Origin of the sequence: Nocardia sp. GP40, assembly GCF_050434125.1 — a bacterium.
GTDB lineage: Bacteria > Actinomycetota > Actinomycetes > Mycobacteriales > Mycobacteriaceae > Nocardia > Nocardia albiluteola.
Genome location: NZ_JBNPVW010000010.1, coordinates 238791 through 256949 on the forward strand (window position 1 = coordinate 238791; position 18159 = coordinate 256949).

The 18159-nt window shown below is 68.0% G+C and carries 18 protein-coding genes and 1 pseudogene; 9 read left to right on the forward strand and 10 right to left on the reverse strand.

Translation table 11 applies throughout. The annotated features are described in order from the left end of the window. Positions 1–281 precede the first annotated feature (281 nt). Positions 282–1805: an LCP family protein gene (locus tag ABH933_RS28585; protein ID WP_429415579.1), complete on the forward strand. Its 1524-nt coding sequence runs from the start codon at positions 282–284 to the stop codon at positions 1803–1805. A 30-nt stretch (positions 1806–1835) separates the two neighbouring features. Here the strand turns inward: ABH933_RS28585 and ABH933_RS28590 are convergent, their stop codons facing one another. From ABH933_RS28590 to ABH933_RS28600, 3 genes are all read right to left on the reverse strand, one after another. Then, positions 1836–2015 carry a hypothetical protein gene (locus tag ABH933_RS28590; RefSeq protein ID WP_429413204.1) on the reverse strand — a complete coding sequence of 60 codons (180 nt, stop codon included), beginning with the start codon at positions 2013–2015 and terminating at the stop codon, positions 1836–1838. Positions 2016–2297: 282 nt separating this feature from the next. Beyond that, positions 2298–3185 carry a TolB family protein gene (locus ABH933_RS28595; RefSeq protein ID WP_429413206.1) on the reverse strand — a complete coding sequence of 296 codons (888 nt, stop codon included), beginning with the start codon at positions 3183–3185 and terminating at the stop codon, positions 2298–2300. Positions 3186–3434: 249 nt separating this feature from the next. Continuing rightward, positions 3435–4376: a GlxA family transcriptional regulator gene (locus tag ABH933_RS28600; RefSeq protein ID WP_429413208.1), complete on the reverse strand. Its 942-nt coding sequence runs from the start codon at positions 4374–4376 to the stop codon at positions 3435–3437. Positions 4377–4486: 110 nt separating this feature from the next. Here ABH933_RS28600 and ABH933_RS28605 point away from each other — a divergent pair, with 110 nt between their 5' ends. Then, entirely contained in the window at positions 4487–5407 is a 921-nt protein-coding gene (locus ABH933_RS28605; protein WP_429413210.1) for an NAD-dependent epimerase/dehydratase family protein, read from the forward strand. A 199-nt stretch (positions 5408–5606) separates the two neighbouring features. Here the strand turns inward: ABH933_RS28605 and ABH933_RS28610 are convergent. From ABH933_RS28610 to ABH933_RS28625, 4 genes and pseudogenes are all read right to left on the reverse strand, one after another. Then, positions 5607–5757: pseudogene (locus ABH933_RS28610) on the reverse strand (IS982 family transposase); the annotation flags it as partial. 55 nt (positions 5758–5812) lie between these two features. Then, the gene (locus ABH933_RS28615) at positions 5813–6400 is read right to left on the reverse strand and encodes a hypothetical protein (protein ID WP_429413212.1); all 588 of its coding nucleotides are present in this window, start codon (positions 6398–6400) and stop codon (positions 5813–5815) included. Then, on the reverse strand, positions 6397–6822 hold the full coding sequence (locus ABH933_RS28620; protein ID WP_429413214.1) for an alpha/beta fold hydrolase: 426 nt from the start codon (positions 6820–6822) through the stop codon (positions 6397–6399). The genes ABH933_RS28615 and ABH933_RS28620 overlap by 4 nt, the downstream gene beginning before the upstream one ends. 20 nt (positions 6823–6842) lie before the next feature. Then, positions 6843–7463 (reverse strand): TetR/AcrR family transcriptional regulator, encoded by a 621-nt coding sequence (locus tag ABH933_RS28625; RefSeq protein WP_429413216.1) that lies wholly within the window; start codon positions 7461–7463, stop codon positions 6843–6845. Positions 7464–7533: 70 nt separating this feature from the next. Here ABH933_RS28625 and ABH933_RS28630 point away from each other — a divergent pair, with 70 nt between their 5' ends. Next, on the forward strand, positions 7534–8427 hold the full coding sequence (locus ABH933_RS28630; protein WP_429413218.1) for an NADP-dependent oxidoreductase: 894 nt from the start codon (positions 7534–7536) through the stop codon (positions 8425–8427). Between the two features lie 100 nt (positions 8428–8527). Further along, entirely contained in the window at positions 8528–9616 is a 1089-nt protein-coding gene (locus ABH933_RS28635; RefSeq protein WP_429413220.1) for a hypothetical protein, read from the forward strand. Positions 9617–9726: 110 nt separating this feature from the next. Here the strand turns inward: ABH933_RS28635 and ABH933_RS28640 are convergent, their stop codons facing one another. Continuing rightward, the gene (locus tag ABH933_RS28640) at positions 9727–9975 is read right to left on the reverse strand and encodes a hypothetical protein (protein ID WP_215917808.1); all 249 of its coding nucleotides are present in this window, start codon (positions 9973–9975) and stop codon (positions 9727–9729) included. Positions 9976–10202: 227 nt separating this feature from the next. Beyond that, positions 10203–10958: a hypothetical protein gene (locus ABH933_RS28645; RefSeq protein WP_429413222.1), complete on the reverse strand. Its 756-nt coding sequence runs from the start codon at positions 10956–10958 to the stop codon at positions 10203–10205. A 369-nt stretch (positions 10959–11327) separates the two neighbouring features. Here ABH933_RS28645 and ABH933_RS28650 point away from each other — a divergent pair, with 369 nt between their 5' ends. Next, positions 11328–11459 carry a hypothetical protein gene (locus ABH933_RS28650; RefSeq protein WP_429413224.1) on the forward strand — a complete coding sequence of 44 codons (132 nt, stop codon included), beginning with the start codon at positions 11328–11330 and terminating at the stop codon, positions 11457–11459. 219 nt (positions 11460–11678) lie between these two features. Beyond that, entirely contained in the window at positions 11679–13667 is a 1989-nt protein-coding gene (locus tag ABH933_RS28655) for a glycoside hydrolase family 172 protein (RefSeq protein ID WP_429415582.1), read from the forward strand. Here the strand turns inward: ABH933_RS28655 and ABH933_RS28660 are convergent. Further along, the gene (locus ABH933_RS28660) at positions 13637–15022 is read right to left on the reverse strand and encodes an MFS transporter (protein ID WP_429413226.1); all 1386 of its coding nucleotides are present in this window, start codon (positions 15020–15022) and stop codon (positions 13637–13639) included. The genes ABH933_RS28655 and ABH933_RS28660 overlap by 31 nt on opposite strands. A gap of 101 nt (positions 15023–15123) precedes the next feature. Here ABH933_RS28660 and ABH933_RS28665 point away from each other — a divergent pair, with 101 nt between their 5' ends. From ABH933_RS28665 to ABH933_RS28675, 3 genes are all read left to right on the forward strand, one after another. Next, positions 15124–16023 carry a LysR family transcriptional regulator gene (locus ABH933_RS28665; RefSeq protein WP_429413228.1) on the forward strand — a complete coding sequence of 300 codons (900 nt, stop codon included), beginning with the start codon at positions 15124–15126 and terminating at the stop codon, positions 16021–16023. A gap of 129 nt (positions 16024–16152) precedes the next feature. Further along, a complete protein-coding gene (locus tag ABH933_RS28670; RefSeq protein ID WP_429413230.1) occupies positions 16153–16857 on the forward strand; it encodes a hypothetical protein in 705 nt (234 codons plus the stop codon). Positions 16858–17046: 189 nt separating this feature from the next. After that, on the forward strand, positions 17047–18111 hold the full coding sequence (locus ABH933_RS28675) for a PhoH family protein (RefSeq protein ID WP_429415585.1): 1065 nt from the start codon (positions 17047–17049) through the stop codon (positions 18109–18111). Positions 18112–18159: the final 48 nt, after the last annotated feature.

The following is an 18159-nucleotide window of genomic DNA, read 5'->3' on the forward strand; positions in this document are numbered from 1 at the left end:
GGAGTTTTAAACCCCGAACCTGGACAATGTGAGATTCAACCGATCCACCCCGCGACCGCCCGGTCACAGCCGGTGCGGGTGATCAGCGCGTTCGCCTCCGGTGCCCGCGCTGGCTATATTCGGTCCGTATGAGTTACGGAGGGGAACGGCGCCCGCGAGGGGCGGCCGATCCGAAAACAGAGCGGTTGCCGCACGGCACACAGCCGCGCCGTCGTACGCACCGCCAGCCTCCGCGGCGCGCGCGGCAGTCCTCCAAGGGTGTGGTCGCCGGGCGTTCGATCATGGCGGTTGTTTCGGCGGCCGTGCTGGTCGGAACCGGTGCGGCGTATCGAGTTTACGATCACGCGGTCCACAGTGTGACGACCTCCGACGCGATCAGCGACGGCCCCAAATCCTCCGGCCAGGACCAGAACATCCTGATCATGGGCCTGGACAGCCGACTGGACGAGCACGGCAATGCCCTGCCCCAGGCCATGTACAACGCGCTGCACGCCGGCGACGACAGCAACGGCGGCATGAACTCCAATGTGCTGATCATGATTCACATCCCGGGTGACGGCTCGAAGGCGACGGCGATTTCCATCCCGCGCGACGACTACGCCAGCCTCGATCCGACGGCCTGCGGCGGCGAGACCTGCAAGGGCAAGATCAAGGAGGCGTACGGCCGCGCCTACGGGGCGGCCCACGACAAGTACGCCAGCAAGATCAAGGACCCGGTCGCGCTGGACGCCAAGTCTCGCGATGCGGGGCGCAAGGCCGAGGTCAACACGGTCAGCAAGTTCCTCGGCAATGTACCGATCGACCATTTCGTCGAGATCACGCTCGCCGCGTTCTTCCAGGTCGCCGAGGCGGTACAGCCGATCACGGTGTGCCTGAACGAGAAGACCTCCGACAATTTCTCCGGTGCTAAGTTTGCGAAGGGGCCGCAGCAGATCAACGCGTCGCAGGCGATGGCCTTCGTGCGGCAGCGCCGGGATCCGAACGAGTCGTTGAACTTCACCGACCTGGACCGCACTCGTCGTCAGCAGGCGTTCATCGTGTCGCTGCTGCATCAGCTGCAGAGCAGTGGCACAATGTCCAGCCCGAGCAAGCTGATGAGCCTGTTGGGTGTTGCCCAGCAGAACATGGCCGTCGACAGTGGTCTGGATCTGGGGAAGTTCGCCGCGCAGGCGTCCAGTCTGATGTCCGGCGGCCTGTCGCTGTTCACGTTGCCGGTCAAGGACTTCGGCAACGACCCGAGCAACGGCGAGGACATCAACCTCGTCGACGTGGACGTGATCCAGAGCATCGTGCACAACCTGCTCAACCCGCCCAAGCCCGGGGCGAGCACCTCGGCCGCGGCCCCCACGACCACCAGCACCAACATCCCCTCGGCGCAGGGCATCGTGGTGAACGTGGTGAACGGCTCGGGTCACAACGGCCTGGGCGGAGATCTCGAAAAGGCCCTCGCCGCACGCGGATTCACCCAGGGCCAGGCGAGCACCGGTTCGTCCCGCAGCGGCAGCACCCTGCTGTACGGCTCGGGTGCGGCTACCGCCGCGAACGCCCTGGCCAGTCAGCTCGGCCTGACCGCGACCGCATCCTCGTCGCTGGATTCGAACTCCATCCAGGTGACTGTGGGCACCGAGTCGGCCAGCAGCGGCCCCATCGCCAGCATCGTCTCCGCGATGGGCGGTTCGGATTCCGCGACCACGACCACGCCGCCGCCCCCGCCGCCGGTCTCGGCCACGGCCGTGGGCCAGAACTCCCCGGCGCCGACGGACCTGTCGAGCATGCAGGGCAGCGGGATTCCCTGCGTCAAGTGAGTGCTCGCCGATCCCGGTCGGGTGCGGTGATCAGTGTCTGTGGGTGGCATCTATCGCCCGCACGAGGACGAAGCCGGTGAGGATTACGCCGATGGGGTACACCGCGGCGCCGCACAGCAGTGCCAGCACCAGCGTCGCGGACCTGCTCCTCGCGGTGGCGCGCCAGCCGATCAGCCGGAGGATCGCGCCCGACAGGATCCAGGAGCCCACAGACAGCACAGTGCCGGGGCGGCCTTCGACAGGACGACGCTCGCGGGGCACCAGTCTCGGAGGTCGCAGTGCGTGGGCTGCTCGAATGCCATGCATACAAGGAACGACACGGCCACCGATGCGCAGGCGGCGAGGGCGCCCAGCACGGTCCATGCGACATAGAACCGTGTGGTTCCTGCCGAACCGGAATCGGGTTCCCCCAAGTCGGTCTCATCGGCGCCCGGCGCCTGGTCCATTCGGATCCCTCCCCGTCGACCTTACCGTTCGCATCGCGGTGGCCGCTCACATATTTTCGCCGCCGCCCGAACTGGGATGCTGCGCAATGATTTTCGGATCGGTAAGACGGTGCTGGTGGGTGCCGTCGCCGTACATCGACCAGATCTCGGCGCCCGGTTTCGATGTCGCATCGCGGGTGAAACGGGTGAAGACGATCGTGCTGCCGTCGGCCGAGAAGGACGGGTGGCCGGTCCAGTCGTCGGTCAGCGGCCGGATGTGTCTGCCGTTGACGTCCATCTCGTAGATCTCGGACCGGTTCTTCCCGCCCCGGTTGCTCGTGAACACGATGCCGGCGCCGTCCATGGTGAAGACCGGCTCGGAGTTGTCGTATTGATCCGCCAGCAGTTGCCGTTGGCCGGTTCCGTCGGATGCCATCATCCAGATGGCGTCGGCTCGGATGAAGAGGATCTGCTTGCCGTCCCTCGAGTACGAGGGATTCTGCGCCGAGATCCGATCGGGGCCAACGATATTGCCCGGGGCGGTGGTGAGTTGCCTCAGTTGGTGGCCGTCGTTGTTCACGCGGTAGATGGCTCCGGCCCGGACGAAGGCGATGAAGCGGGCGTCGGGCGAGAACGTGGGCTGATACCCGCCGTCGGCGAGCTTGCTGACGTGGCTGCCGTCCGGATCCATGGTGGCGATCGAACTACCGCCGACCACGATCTTGGATCCGTCGAGCGCAATGCTCGGGTCGCTGCCGGCGCCGATCCGGGTGACTTCCGTGCCACTGGGGCTCATCACGAAGACCGACTGCCGGTCGTCGGTGAATGTGATTCGCGCCTTGCCGGGCGTGCTGGTGAAGTATTGCACCCACTGCTCGGGATCCACGCCGCATCCGGCGATCAGCCCCGACGACACGGCGGTGATCACGACGGCCCACAGTGCGCGGCTTTTCATCTGGAACATTGTGCCGAACCTGCTCGGTGTGTGCGAATGTGCTGACGGCCATGCATGATCCGGGGACGGTCGGCCGGGGTGCGGCCGGTGCCGTAGGTGTGGTTTCCGAACCATGTTGTAATCCACAGCGACCGTGGGGAGATTCGGCAAAGTCGCAGTCGACTGCGATGCGATGAATGTCAGCGACAGGGTGAAAGATGTTGCCAAGCAGTATGTTTCAGTCCGGGACGTGAGTCGGAGGCGGTCTGTTCAGCGGCGGTTGAACGCGGTGCGGTAGGAGCTGGGGGTGAGTCCGTGTCGCCGAATCAGGTGTACGCGTAGCGATTCCGCTGTTCCGAGTCCGGAGCGGCGGGCGACTTCGGGTACGGGGAGGTCGGTGACCTCGAGGAGTTCGCGGGCGCGGTCGAGGCGCTGGTGCAGCAGCCATTGCAGGGGGCTGGATCCGGTCTCCGCGCGGAAGCGGCGGGTGAGGGTGCGGGTGCTGAGGTGGGCGTGGGCGGCCAGTTCGCGCAGGGTGAGCTGTTCGTCGAGTCGTTCCAGCGCCCAGGCGCGGGTCTGTGCGAGTGAAGTACCGGTTTCCGGCGGCAGCGGAGTCTCGATGAATTGTGCTTGGCCGCCGGGGCGGATCGGTGCGACGACGGCGAGGCGGGCGACGGCGTTGGCGACGGCCGCGCCGTGGTCGCGGCGCACGATGTGCACGCACAGGTCGAGGCCGGCGGCCAGCCCGGCCGAGGTGAGGATCCGACCGTCGTCGACGAACAGCACGTCCGGTTGCAGGTCCACGGCGGGGAACCGCTTGCGCATCTCGGCCGAGTACAGCCAGTAGGTGGTGGCGGGCCGCCCGTCCAGGAGCCCGGCCTGGGCCAGGACGAACGCGCCGGTGCAGATGGAGGCGATGCGCTTGCCCGCGGCGGCGGCCTCGCGCAGCGCGGAAAGGACGCGGGCGTCGCCCTCCGCGCGTGCTCCGGTGCCGGTGACGATGACGGTGTCGGCCGTCGCGATCTGGTCCAGACCGTGTTCGATCACCACGGGTCGGCCGATGTATGCCGGGACGACACCCGGGTCGGCGGTACACACCACCACCTCGTAGACCGGTTCGCCGTCGACCTGCGCCGCGGGAAACAGCGTTTCGGGAATCGCCAGGTCGACGGCGGTCACGGGTGGCACGGCGAGAACGACGATGCGATGCATGGCTTGATCCTTGGGATATCTGGCATTCAGGCCACTACTCTAGCCGGGTCCGGCTCGGCAGAGTAGTGACCGGGCCGCCGCGAGGGCGGCTCGAGCCGAGGAGGAACGACATGTCTCTGCACGTCATCGCGGGCGCCGGAAGCACCGGAAGCCGCACCGCCCTGCTGCTGGCTCAGGCCGGTGAGCAAGTGCGTCTGATCAGCCGGCGCGGACTCGGTCCCGAACATCCGCTGATCGAACGGGTCGTCGGCGACACCTCCGACGCCGACGGGCTCACCGAACTGACCACGGGCGCACAGACATTGATCAACACCACGTGGCCCGCCTACCATCGCTGGCCCACAGACTTCCCGCCCATCGCCGCCGGCGTACTCATCGCCGCCGAGCGGACGGGCGCGGATTACGTGTCACTGAGCAACACCTACGGCTACGGTCTGGTCTGCGGGCCGATGACCGAGGATCTGCCGATGGCCCCGATCGCGGTGAAAGGTGCTGTGCGCGCACGTATGTGGCTCGACGCCCTGGCCGCACACGAGGCGGGACGGGTGCGCGTCACCGAGGTGCGGGCAGCGGGCTATCTGGGCCGCGACGCCGGATCGGTGTTCAACTTCCTGGTGACGCCGAAAGTGCTTGCGAGCCAACCGGCCTCGTACCCCGGCGATCCCGACGTGCTGAAGAGCTGGTCGTACGTCGACGACGTGGCGCTCACCCTGGCGACCGTGGCTCGCGACGACCGTTCCTGGGGCCGCGCCTGGCATGTGCCCTCGACCGTGATGTCGGCACGGGACCTGGTGGACCGCTTGGCGAAGGTGACGGATTCGCCCGAGCCGCAACTGGTTCCGATGTCCCGGCAGGACCTGGCCTGGGCCGGCGCGACCGATCCGATCAGCGCGGAGATGATCGAGATGCTCTACGCGCTCGAGCATCCCGATGTGCTGGATTCGGCACTGACGCAACACACTTTCGGCCTGTCACCCACCCCCATCGACGCGGTGCTGGAAGACACCGCCCGCTTCGGTGTGGCCGCCTAGTAGTACTTTGTCAGGTTTGTCACGAAGGGGTGTGCCGGGGTGGATGCCGCAGCCCTGGTCGAGGTCGACGAACAGCTCGATTCGTTTGTGCGTTGTTCATGCCAGAGCGTTGGGACGACACCTGCGCCGAGGACCCGGATTCCGCATCGGTCATCGCGGCGCGCCGGGCGAAATCGGCGATCCCCGACGAGGAGCGGCACCGCGCTTGGGAGGCGAAGCCGAGCAGTGCCTGCGCTACCGCCAGGCAGATGAGTCGTTCGGAGTCGGATACGCGCGGCGGCCTGCCCCGATTCCAGGTCGTCGTTTTCACGTACAACGCGGGTCAGCAGGGTATCCAGGTCGTTCTGCACTGGACGATCTTGGACACCCCGCGTGCCTCGCCCCCGGCGCGGACCGGGCAAATGCCTACTGCTGGTGCGTGCTGCTGTGTTGTGCGGTGTGGCGTTCGTAGAAGACGGTGTGCTCCAGGGTGCGCCGGCCGGGATGAAGCCGTTCCTCTGCCGGGTAGCCGACGGACACGAGCAGGGCGGTGGCCAGGTCATCGCGGCCGTCGATCCCGATTACCTTCTTCACCTTGTCCTCGTCCCAGCCGTTCATCGGCGAGGTGCCCGTGGTGTGGCTCAGCAAGGTGGCTCCGAGCGCGGAGCCACCGGTGATGCCGAGCTGGTAGGACACGACATAGGCGCCGGACGGGATGTCCGGGGCATCCGGAGCTGTGTGCAGGACGGCGTGTTGCAGGATCACCGGCAATGCCCCCGCGGTGGCGCCCCACAGCATGACCAGGGCGAAGACGATCCAGCCGGCGCGCGCGACGCCGAGCGCGGTGACCGCGCCGGTGAGTGTGATGGCCACGGTGAGCGCGGTGCGCCGCGGATGGGTATCGAGCACGCGTCCCACGGCGTAGCTGTGCCGCCACAGCGCCGAGCCCAGCACCGCCAATCGTCCGTACAGGGCACCGGCCGTGGCCGTCGGCGGTGCTGCGCTCCGCGTCATCGCCGCGTACGGTCCAGGAACGCCGCGACATCCGCGACCCACGGCCCGGTCTCCGCGGGCGTGAAAATGTGTCCGGCCGTGGGGTATTCGATCAGCTCGGCACCCGGGATGCCGGAGGCCAACCGGCGAACGGTGTCGGGCAGCACGATCCGGTCCTGGCCGCCCGCCACGACGAGGGTGGGCACGTCGACGGACGGCAGCAGGGGGCGGATATCGGTGCGGCCCACCAGTTCCACGTGATCGGCGCCGCCGAGGGGGTAGCCGGCGCGGATCTGCCGGACCGCGCGAGGTACGGCATGCGGATCGGTGAACTCGTCCGCCGATAGGGCACCACGACACGCGCCCTGCGCCAGCGGCTCGCGCCCACAGCTCGAACTGTGCCCCGAGATCGTCGCGGCAATGCGAACAACACTGCAGCGCATCGAATCCGACCTGGAGACCCTCAACGGCCACCACGCGACGGTGACCTCGTTCCTCGCGGGGGATTGACCTGGATAAGCTTCCAGGCCGCCTCGATCATCCGGAAGATCTCGTCCACCGCGGCCTCGGGATCGGCCGCCTCGCGGGCCAGCGAATGCACATCAATCACGAACCTCGCGATCGCCCGGCATGCCGTTGTCGGCTCCGGCAGGTCGAGATCGGCGGCGATGGCCGTCGCCAGCGACTCGGCGTGACGCAGCCGCATCGACTCCTCGTACTTGCGCAGACCGGGTGACTCGTCGATCAGGTTCCAGATCTCCGCGCCGCCGTCGGCCGCGACGCAATGCCGGACCTGGGCGTGGATCTCGCGGCGCAGCGCGGGGATGAGCGGTTCCTCCGGCACCCGGTCGGTGACCGCTCGGGTGAGGCGTTGCTCGAAATTCTCGTCCTGCTCGAACACCAGGGCCTCTTTCGAGGCGAAGTGCGAAAAGAGCGTGGTGACAGCCACATCCGCCGCGGCGGCCACGTCCCGGATGCCCACCGCGTCGTACCCGTGTTCGAGGAACAGTTGTAGCGCGGTGTCGGCGATCTTCTGGCGGGTCGCGGCCTTCTTACGCTCGCGGCGTCCGGGCGGCACAGTCATCCATTCATGCTATCAGATGCAAAAATGTACCCGTATCAAAATACTAACCGTTAGTGTTATAGTCGATCGCATGAAGAGAGTGACTTTCGCCGAATTCGGCGGTCCGGACGTGCTGGAGCTCCTCGAGGCCGAGGAGCCCCACGCGGGCCCCGGCCAGGTGCGCATCGCCGTGAGGGCGGCGGGCGTGAACCCTGTCGACTGGCGCCTTCGTGAAGGCCAGATTCTCGGGGCTCATCCGATCGAGTTGCCCTCCGGTGTCGGGCAGGACGCCGCCGGGGTGGTGGACGAGATCGGCGAGGGCGTCGCCGGGGTCGAGATCGGTGACCGCGTATTCGGCGAGGGATCGAGCACCTATTCCGAGTTCGCCGTGCTGTGGGCCTGGGCCCGCATGCCCGAGGGGCTGACGTTCGAAGAGGCGGCGGGGTACCCCTCGGTGGTGGAGACCGCGCTACGCATCATCGGCCAGGTCGGCGTGGAGCCCGGGCAGACGCTGCTGGTCAGCGGTGCGTCCGGGGGTGTCGGATCGGCGGTGCTGCAAATCGCTCGCGACCGGGGTATCGCCGTGATCGCCACGGGCGGCCCCGCCAACCAGGACTATCTGCGCGGCCTGGGCGCCCTCGCCACGACCTACGGCGAGGGCTGGGTCGAGCGCGTCCGGCGGTTCGGCCGTATCGACGCGGCGCTCGATCTGGCCGGCTCGGGTGTGATCCCGCAGCTGGTCGAGCTGACCGGCGATCCGCAGCGGGTGGTCTCCATCGCCGATCTCGGTGCGCCGGAGTTCGGTGTCCGATTCTCCGGTGTGGCCGGGAGCATGCCGGACGCGCTCGCCGTGGCCGCCGATCTCATCTCGGGCGGAAAGCTCCACATCCCGGTCGGGAAGTCGTATCCGCTCGCCGAAGCGGCTGCGGCGCATATCGATAGCCGCGCCGGTCACACCCGGGGACGCCGGGTCATGGTCATCTGAGCCCGCCCGCTATCGGTGGCCCGCAACCCCGTTGGGGTACGGGAACATTCTGGTGAACCAGCCCATATCTTTCTGTGCGGGACTGCGAAAGAGTGGACCGGTGATCGTCACGACGCCGCGCATGCGCCGAGCACTGCTGTCCGCCTTCCCGGAACTGCTCGGCTACGCGCTCCCCGCGGTGCGACTGCATCCGCGTGCCGGAGCGCCGACACCTCGGCAGAGTTCTGTGGGCGGGCCGCTACTGTGGCCGCGGGACGGGCCGTGGCCCGTGTGTTCGGATCCGCATCCGATCACGAAGACCCGGCCGATGACGGACGAGGAGATCGAAGGCTTCGAAGCCCAGCGCAAGGAGCACGCACGCCGCACCCTGGCCAGGGAGGAAAGCCGCGGCCGCGTGAGGCGGCCGGAGGTGCTGGCATTTATCGCCGCCGGTCCCACCCGCATCGGTCAGTTCGGCATCACTCCCGAGGGGTACGCCGTCACCTGGGAAGCCGAGGAGATCCCGGCCGAGCCGGTTGCGATGATTCCGGTCGTGCAGCTGTTTCGTTCCGAGGCCGGAGACTTCCCATTCCCGGATGGCACGGACCTGTTGCAGATTCTGTGGTGTCCCAATGATCACAAGCAGTGGCGCGGACCCCGGTCGGTGCCCGTCTGGCGCGACTCGGCATCGGTTGGCGCCCTGCTGGATTCACCGCCGCCGTGCACGCTGATCGAGCGCCCGCAGTACGTGCCGAATCCCTGTGTGGCCCACCCGGAGCCGATAGTCGAGTTCCCGCCGATCTGCCAACTCGCCGATCTCGGCCACGGTCGACTGCTCGGCCGGATGCCCGCCGAACTCGAACAGCGCCTTCGGATCTGGGACGCCGACCAGCCCGAGAAGGAGAGCTACTTCCACCTGGCCCACGCTCCGGGCTGGAAGATCGGGGGCTGGGACTCCAGCTGGATCGATCCCGCGCACCTGGAAGATTGCCCGTGCGGCGCCCCGATGCGGCCGCTGTTGGAGGTTGATCGCGGCGAGTTCCTGAGCTGTGTGTGGTCACCGGCGGAAGAACCGCACTTCCCCTGGGGCGACCCGGCTCGCTGGCAGGACCAGGAGCCGACCGGCGTCAGCCCCGGGCGCGACGGGCTGTATTGGGTCCTGGCTTGTACTGCGGATGCGAGTCACGCTCTGTCACACAGTCTGAGGTAACGAGCCCAGTCCCGCCTCCGCTAGGACGAATTCGACCGCTGGTAATTCCCTGCCGCACAGGACATCTCGACCCGCGGACCCCATCTCGGAATCCGCGGGCCGATGCGAAGCTAGCGGTGCTGCAGCTTCCTCTTCGGCTCCTTGCCCATGTTCTTCATGTCCTCGTTCATGTTCTTCGTATCCGACCGCGCCTGCTGCGCTTCGCGCTGCATTCCCGTGCCCAGACGGTCCATGTCCTGCTTCATTTCGCCGGACATGCGATCGGCCTCGCGCTGCATGCGCTGGCCCTGATCCTTCATGCCCTGCTTGGCCTTGTTGGCTGTCTGGCCGGGTTTTCGATTCTGCTTGCGATCAGACATTCGAACCTCCGTGTCGGTAGGTCACGTCCGAAAAGCTCTCTCGAACGGGGGTAATACCGCGTCCGTCGAATCGTCGAGCGCTGTCGAGCCGCCTGGGGTATTTCGGCCAGGCATGCCGACAACCGGATGAGCAGCAATCGCTCAGCGAACGGTTACGCGCATACATCCTGACAATCGCGCCGCGCCGATGTCAATGGATCCGGGGCGACGTGCGGGCGGCGGCAAGCTCAACTGGACAGAATCGCCAGCTCGGACGGGGTGAACAGATCCCGGATGCGCGACCACGGGAACAGCACCGGGTGGTAGTCGCCGAGGACGTGGGGCACCCCGAAATACACGGTCAGGCCCGCGGGCGAGGGGAGCCACTCGGCGAACGAATCCCCGGTGGCTTCGGGGGTGTCCAGCTTCGGCTCGCCGGCCGGGACGAGGGTGGGGGCGAGAGCCGCGAGCGTTTCCCAGGCGCGGGCCGGGTTGCGCAACACCGACGGCAGCAGGATCGGCTGGGCGGTGGCGGTATCGATGACGACGGTATCGAGCTGATTGGAAGGGTAGGCGCCGCCGCTGTACCGGTTGGTGATGAGCACGCCCGCGATCACGTGCGCGCCGATGCGGGTGACGCCGCTGGCTTCGTTGCAGTCGTAGGGGATTTCGCCGTCGGCGACCGTGCCGGTCCCGACCGCTGTCGCATCCGACAATGCCGCGTGCATGGCCGAATTGAAACGGTCGCGCACCGCGGCCGTGCCGCCCGTGAGCTGCGGCAGCGTGATGTTGTACGCGAATATGGCTGTCTTCGAGCGTATTCGGGTGGTGGTCGCGGTATAGCCGGTCGCGGCGGCCGGGGCGGGCGCGGGGCACTTCGATGTCGTCGGCCCGGCGCTCGACGCGGGTACTGGTCGGACGGGGATCCCCGCGTCCCCGTGATTCATCGAACCGCATCCCGACAGCGCACCGATCAAGAGCACAGCCCAAACCGTCTTACGCACAACCCGATTCCTTCCAGATCCCGACCGCTGCCGAGCCGACGCTCCCCCGGGGCAGCACCATACCCGCAGGACGCGGGGCGCCCCCAGCCATATTCGGTTTCGCGTCCTCATCCCGTGGTGAGGAGCTGGCAACGGCCGCGCTATTGCGCTGCGGGACAATCGATTCGCGATCGGGTCAGCGCGATCAGCTCGCGCGCGACGACGTGCCCATGAGAGTGGGGGTACTCGAGCTGAGATCCAATTGCTACGTAGGGACGGATTTCTCGGAACATCCGCGCGAACAAGACCTTCGAAAACATCCGCGACGTCGCTGTCGGCAACCGCAAGGCAATCGACTTCGACATCCTCTCGCCCCCGTCCAACTGCTCGGTGGCTGTGCCGACTTCCCAGGGCACCGTCCAGATCCTCGTCCGCCAATCCGTCGGCTCGAGCCTGTCGGGAAACCTCTGCGGCCTGGCCCTGCGATCCGCGACCGCCCTGACCCCGGACCTCCCGCACTGAGCCCGGCGGATCCCGCTTCCGCCACGGTGGCGCGGCGTGGCAAAATGCTACCGACTGGATGGATTCTCCGCATCGGCGGGCGCCGTCACGCAACCCCGACGGGCAGTCCCGCGGATATCGCGAAGGGTGTTGCAGGGCATGAGAATCGGCGGATCTTCGCTGTTCCGGCGCGGCGTCGTGACGATCGTGGCGGCCGTGCTGGCGGCCGCCGCGCCGGGGATGCCATCGGCGGCAGCCGGACCGGTCGGGGGAGGCCGGTCGGTGGGCTGGGATACGTTCCGGCACTTGGATCGGCTGCCCTATCTGGATCCCGGAGCCGAGACGCGCGAATACTCCAGCTTCGATCGCAGCGGCGGTGATTTCGACCCGCTGACCGGCAACAACAACGGCAGCGGCGGGTGCCTGGGTCCCGGCGGGGCCGGGTGCGTGATCGCGCAGGACGACGGCGCGGGCGAGATCGAATCGGTCTGGTTCACCCGGGACGGCGGGGTGGTCTCGGCGATGGGCAATCTGCGCGTCGAGCTGGACGGGCGGACGGTCGTGGACGCCCCGCTGCAGACGATCGTGGACGGCGGGCTCGGCGCGCCGTTCGTTTTCCCATTGGTGGCCAATGGAAATCAGTCCTCGGGCGGCGTCTACATCAAGGTGCCCATGCCGTATCGCCGGTCGATGCGGATCAGCGTCACCTCGCAACTGCAGTACTACCACGTCGTGTACCGGCATTTCCCGGACTCCGACGGGGTCACCGCATTCGATCCCGCGGACCGGGCACAAGACGTGATCGCCACGATGCGGTCCGCGGGCGCCCGCGACCCGAAACCCGAAGCGCCCGATACGCGGCACGACCGCCGGACCGTGAATCTCTCGCCCGGCGCGGCGATTCCGATAGCCGCCGCCTCGGGTTCGGGCAGCATAGCCGCTCTTCGGCTGCGCATCGCTCCCGCCGCACGGGCCGGGCTGCGGCTGCGCATCGCCTTCGACGATCGGGTACTGGTCGATGCGCCGGTCGATGAGTTCTTCGGCGCCGGATTCGCCGCGCCGCCGGTCCGGGCCCTGATGTTCGCCGGCGATCCGGCGCCGGGCGGCCGGCTCTCGGCCTGGTGGCCGATGCCATACGCCCGCAACGCAACAGCGTGGCTGGTGAACGGCTCGCTCGCCCCGGTGAGCGGCGTCGACACCGACGTGGCGACCGTCCCGGATCCGCGATGGGCGGCGGCGCTCGCGAGCGGCCGGGCCGGATACTTCACTGCGCACTCGCACACGGGACTTACTGCGCCGGGCCAGGATTGGATGTTCGCCGACCAGCCCGGCCGCGGAAAATTCGTGGGCGTCAGCGAAACCATGCGGGGCGTCACGGCCCCGTCGATGTTCTCCCCGGATGCCCCCTTGTTCCTCGAGGGAGCCGAGCGGGTCTACGTCGACGGCGCCGGCTCGCCGCGCCTGTACGGCACCGGCACCGAGGACTTCTTCGAGGGCGGCTGGTATTTCAAGGCCCACGTGGACAAATACCCCGGTTCGCTACCGGATCACAACCCCGTCGGCGGCGTGGCCTTCAGCGATCCGCTCACGGGCATGCCCGCCGCGGGCGGCACCGGGCCCGGATGCGCGAGCTACTGCCTCGACGCGTATCGGCTGATGCTCACCGACGCCGTGGACTATCGATCCGGCCTGCGATTCGGCATCGAACACGGCAAGCGCAACCTGATGCCCGCCGACTACGGCTCCACCGCATTCCTCTACACCTCCGCCTCGCCGGCCGCCGCACCCGGCGACCGGATCGATCTCGCCGACCGGAACAGCCGTGCCGCACACGCTTACAGCGATCCGGGCGCGGTGCGGTACCCGCTCGTCAGCCAATACGAAGGAACAGCAGACACCGTTCCGGTGCCCGGAACCGTGTGCGCCACCTCCGCTCCCATCACCTTCCGCACGGCGATCCCGCCCGGCAACACCGGCGTCGTCCTGGAACGCACCGGCGACCAGGACCGGGCCTACCAGTCGGCCCGCGTGCTCGTCGACGGCACCCCGATCGGCACCTGGCTTCAGCCCCGCCGCAACACCATTCACCGCTGGCTCGACGACACCTACGTACTTCCGGCCGCAGCGACCGCGAACAAGCGGGTCCTCACCATCACGCTCGAGCCCACCCCGGGCTCGCCGCCCTGGACGGCCAGCCGCTACCGGGTCGCGCCGTTGCTCGGGCCCTGAATGGACACCGAATCATGTGCCGCTGCAGGTTCCCGATGGCGTTCCCGGGACCGCAGGACAAGGCTCGCGGTGAGCCCGGCGGCCACGGCCAGTAGCACACCCACGTAGACCGCAACGCCCACCCATCCGTGCCTGCCGTATACGAATCCCGCGGCCCCGCCGACGATCGAACTGCCCAGGTAGTAGGCGAACATGTACAGCGACGACGCCCCCGCACGGTTTCCGGTCGCCGCGCTGCCGACCCAGGCGCTGGCCACCGAGTGGGCGCCGAAAAACCCTGCGGTGCAGAGCAGTACGCCGACCAGCAGGCTCGGCAGGTAGTTCGGGAGCGTGATCCCCGTACCCGCGGCCATGGTGATCACCGAGACCGTGAGCACCCTGCCGCGGCCGACCCGGTCGGCCATCCGGCCCCCGGCGGTCGAGCTCACGGTCCCGGCCAGATAGAGCAGGAAGACCAAACCGGCTGTGGAGTCGGACAATCGGAACGGAGCGGCGATGAGCCGGTAGCCGAGGAAGTTGTAGATCGAGACGAATCCGCCCATCAGCACGAACGCCAGTACGAACAGCGCCAGCAGTCGCGGATTGCGCAGGTGTTCGGCGAAATCTGCTGCCATGACCCGTAATTCGAATGGCTGCGGGGTGAATCGCCGCGAGGCCGGAAGCTGCCTCGCGAACCAGATCGCGCACAGCGCCGCCGCGACCGCCACCGCGGCCGCCGCCCACCGCCACGTCGCCGCCTCGAGCGTGAAGGACGGAATCAGCCGTCCCGCAAGCCCGCCCAGCGTCGTCCCGGAGATGTATATCCCCATCGCGGCACCGAGCCCGCCCGCGCCCACCTCCTCGGCCAGGTAGGCCATCGCCACCGCGGGCACTCCCGCCAGGGTGATGCCCTGCAGCGCGCGCCCGGCGAGCAGCACCTCGAGCGACGGACTGAACGGCAGCAGCAGCCCGATCACACTCGCCGTGACGGCGGAGGCGATCATCACCCGGGTCCGTCCGAACCGGCTCGACAGCACGCCCGCCGGAATGATCGCCAGCGCCAGCAGCCCGGTCGTCAGCGAGACCGCCAGCGCCGCGTGCGCCGGAGTCGCCCCGAACGCCGCCGACAGGCTCGGCAGTAGCGCCTGCATGCTGTACATCGAGGCGAACGTCGTCAGGCCTGCGGCAAACAGCGCGATCGTGATCCGTCGTTCGTGCCGCGCGCCGGTGCCGCCGGGATTGCCGCGGTCGTCGATCCGATCCGCGCCGGACGTCGCGCGGCCGCGGATCGAGCCGAGCGATCGACGTGCCCGCACACCGTTCGCCGCCGACGTAATCGCCGATTCGCGGGCCGGGGTGCTGCGCTGGTGGGTCATATCCCCAGCTTGGGAGCATATCGTTCGGAAAGGAAATGCATTAGAGTTCGATAGTTGATGCCGATGCCGCATTAGTGAAGCTCCGCGAGGGGAGGTGGCCCGTGCCGAGTGACGATTTGCACTGGTTTCTCAGGCTCGCCGAGCTCGAGCATGTCGGCGCGGCGGCGGTCCGGCTGGGCCTGTCGCAGCCCACGCTCTCGCGCATGCTCGCCCGCCTGGAACGCCGGCTCGGCGCGCGGCTGTTCGATCGGCATGGAAAACGCCTGTCACTCAACGACTTCGGTCACGTCTACTACGAGCATGCCCGCCGCGCCCAGGCCGAACTCGATGCCGCCGCACGGGAGCTGGCGGATCTGGCCAATCCGGCCCGGGGCGTGGTGCGCCTGACGTTCCTGCACTCGTTCGGGGCGCGCCTGGTCCCGGAGCTGATCGCCGGATTCCGGCGTGGATCCGGTGCGATCACATTCAACCTGAGTCAGGATGCCGCGGAAGTGGTCACCGGCCGGGTGCGCGACGGCGCGGCCGACCTGGGCATCGTCTCGCCCAAGCCGGCCGTGCCCGGCCTGGGCTGGCGGGAGCTGCTGGGTCAGCGCCTGGCATTGGCGGTACCCGCCGACCACAGGCTCGCGGGCCGTCGCCAGGTGCGCCTGGCCGAGGCCGCCGATTCGGACTTCATCGCCATGCAGACCGGATACGGCATGCGTACGATTCTCGAAGACCTGTGTGCCGCCGCCGATTTCCGCCCGAGAATCGTCATGGAATCCAGCGATCTCGTGACGGTGGGCGGCCTCGTCGGGGCCGGGTTGGGCGTCGCGCTGCTACCGATCGAGGACGCAGTTTCGCGCGGGCTCGGGCCCCAGCCCGGTCCGGTGCTGGTGCCGCTGACGGATCCGGGTGCCACCCGCGCGGTCGGGCTGATCTGGTCGGCGAACGTCGTACCGTCCGACGCGGTGCGGGTGTTCCGCGACTTCACCGTCGAGTGGGCGGCGCGCGCCACCTAGCCGCGATCGACGACGCCGGGGCCGGGGTATCGCGCTCGAATTGGGTTGAACCACCGGGGAGTCCGGCAGGTCGTCTAGGGTGGCGATGACGACCACGTGATGAGGGCGTGGCGCGGATGGGGAATGATTGTGACAGGAATCGACGTCGTCCTGCTGTCCTATGACGAACCGCTGGCGGGGCAGCTGCACGGCCGGCTCGAGCGAGTATTCAAGCGGCCGGTGAAGCGACTGCACGGGGTGGCTCCGATGCGGCGCGCGCTGAAAATGACCGCCGAACTCGTTGATACCGAACAATATTGGCTCGCCGACGGCGATTTCGACATCGATCCGCAGTTCGATCCCGACGCGCTGGAGCCGCTGGCGGACGGCGTGGCCATGGCGGTGCTACAGGCGGTCAACGTGATCAACGGTCTCGTCGCCGGGTACGGCGGCCTCAAGCTGATGCGTACCGAGGCGATCCGGGGCATGCGCGATGGCACCGTCGACGTGCTCGCTGCGCTCGACCGGGTCGAATTCCGGCCGATCGTGGCGGGGGTCAGCCGCTTCAACCAGAGCCCGTTCCACACCTGGCGATCGGGCTTTCGCGAGGTCGCGATGCTGGCGCGGGGCAGCGAATACGGGATCGACGAGGCCTACACCCGGTTTCTCATCGATCGCTGGTGCACCAGCGCGGGCGCCGTGCACGCCAACTTCGGCGCCGCGGGCGCCCGGGCCGGGGTGGCCTTCGCGCAGGAGACGGCTCCGGACGCCGAGCTGTGGCAGTGCATCAGCGATCCGGCCTGGCTGCGTGAGCAGTTCGCGAGCCACTACCCCGATCTGATCTCGGCGAAGTAGTTCGTGTTACCGCACACAGGCCTGTGACCTGCCGGTCGCGGTCTATTCACTGGGCGGTGTCGGTGCTCGGCTGTAAACTTGCATCACACCCGGCATACCAACCAGCGCAGCTCTAGACCGGAAAGCAGGCCATAGGCACTTTTGAGATCACCAGGCGAAAACGGCGACCCGACAACCCCCACAGCCGGCATCGGAGCCGGCAGCACCGGTAACGGTACGGGGCCCGCCGCGCGGACCGCGCGCTCCAGCATCGAACTCGCTCCAGAATCCGTTTTCGGCTTCCTCGGTTCGGCCGACGAGAACCTGCGTGAACTCGAAGGCCTCCTCGATGCCGACATCCATGTCCGCGGCAACGCGGTCACGCTCACCGGTCGCGCCGCCGATGTGGCCCTGGCCGAGCGCGTGGTCGAGCAGTTGGTCGCGCTGACCGGCCGCAATCGGGTCGTCACGCCCGAGGCTGTGCGGCACACCTACGCCATGCTCACCGAGGGGTCCTCCGATTCCCCGGCCGAGGTGCTGAGCCTGGATATCCTGTCCCGGCGTGGCAAGACCATCCGGCCCAAGACGCTGAACCAGAAGCGCTACGTCGATGCGATCGACAAGCACACCGTCGTGTTCGGCATTGGCCCCGCCGGTACCGGCAAGACGTATCTGGCCGTGGCCAAGGCCGTGCAGGCACTGCAGAACAAGCAGGTCACCCGCATCATCCTGACTCGTCCCGCGGTCGAGGCGGGGGAGCGGCTGGGCTTTCTGCCGGGCACGCTGAACGAGAAGATCGACCCCTATCTGCGCCCGCTGTACGACTCGCTGCACGACATGATGGATCCGGAGTCGATCCCCAAGCTCATGCAGTCCGGCGTCATCGAGGTCGCCCCGCTGGCCTACATGCGCGGCCGCTCGCTGAACGATTCGTTCATCATCCTGGACGAGGCGCAGAACACCACGCCCGAGCAGATGAAGATGTTCCTGACCCGCCTGGGCTTCGGTTCCAAGATCGTGGTCACCGGCGACGTGACCCAGGTCGACCTGCCCGGCGGCACCCGCTCCGGGCTCCGCGTGGTCAGCGACATCCTGAGCGATGTCGAGGACATCCACTTCGCGCAGCTCACCTCGAGCGACGTGGTGCGGCACCGGCTGGTCGCCGAGATCGTCGACGCGTACGACCGGTACGAGGCCGACCGTCCGGCGGTCGCGCCCACGCACTATCCGGGCAATCGGGCTCAGCGGCGCGCCGCCGAGCGCTCGCGGCGCTGAGGTACGGCGCTCGCGGTGGCACGGTAGTGCTCTGTGCCCCAGGCGTTT

Excerpts from the sequence above, each read along its gene's own strand:
- ABH933_RS28585 (WP_429415579.1), top strand. The coding sequence starts at position 282 with ATGGCGGTTGTTTCGGCGGCCGTGCTGGTCGGAACCGGTGCGGCGTAT.
- ABH933_RS28595 (WP_429413206.1), bottom strand. The coding sequence starts at position 3,185 with ATGAAAAGCCGCGCACTGTGGGCCGTCGTGATCACCGCCGTGTCGTCG.
- ABH933_RS28600 (WP_429413208.1), bottom strand. The coding sequence starts at position 4,376 with ATGCATCGCATCGTCGTTCTCGCCGTGCCACCCGTGACCGCCGTCGAC.
- ABH933_RS28605 (WP_429413210.1), top strand. The coding sequence starts at position 4,487 with ATGTCTCTGCACGTCATCGCGGGCGCCGGAAGCACCGGAAGCCGCACC.
- ABH933_RS28615 (WP_429413212.1), bottom strand. The coding sequence starts at position 6,400 with ATGACGCGGAGCGCAGCACCGCCGACGGCCACGGCCGGTGCCCTGTAC.
- ABH933_RS28620 (WP_429413214.1), bottom strand. The coding sequence starts at position 6,822 with ATGCGCTGCAGTGTTGTTCGCATTGCCGCGACGATCTCGGGGCACAGT.
- ABH933_RS28625 (WP_429413216.1), bottom strand. The coding sequence starts at position 7,463 with ATGACTGTGCCGCCCGGACGCCGCGAGCGTAAGAAGGCCGCGACCCGC.
- ABH933_RS28630 (WP_429413218.1), top strand. The coding sequence starts at position 7,534 with ATGAAGAGAGTGACTTTCGCCGAATTCGGCGGTCCGGACGTGCTGGAG.
- ABH933_RS28640 (WP_215917808.1), bottom strand. The coding sequence starts at position 9,975 with ATGTCTGATCGCAAGCAGAATCGAAAACCCGGCCAGACAGCCAACAAG.
- ABH933_RS28655 (WP_429415582.1), top strand. The coding sequence starts at position 11,679 with ATGCCATCGGCGGCAGCCGGACCGGTCGGGGGAGGCCGGTCGGTGGGC.
- ABH933_RS28660 (WP_429413226.1), bottom strand. The coding sequence starts at position 15,022 with ATGACCCACCAGCGCAGCACCCCGGCCCGCGAATCGGCGATTACGTCG.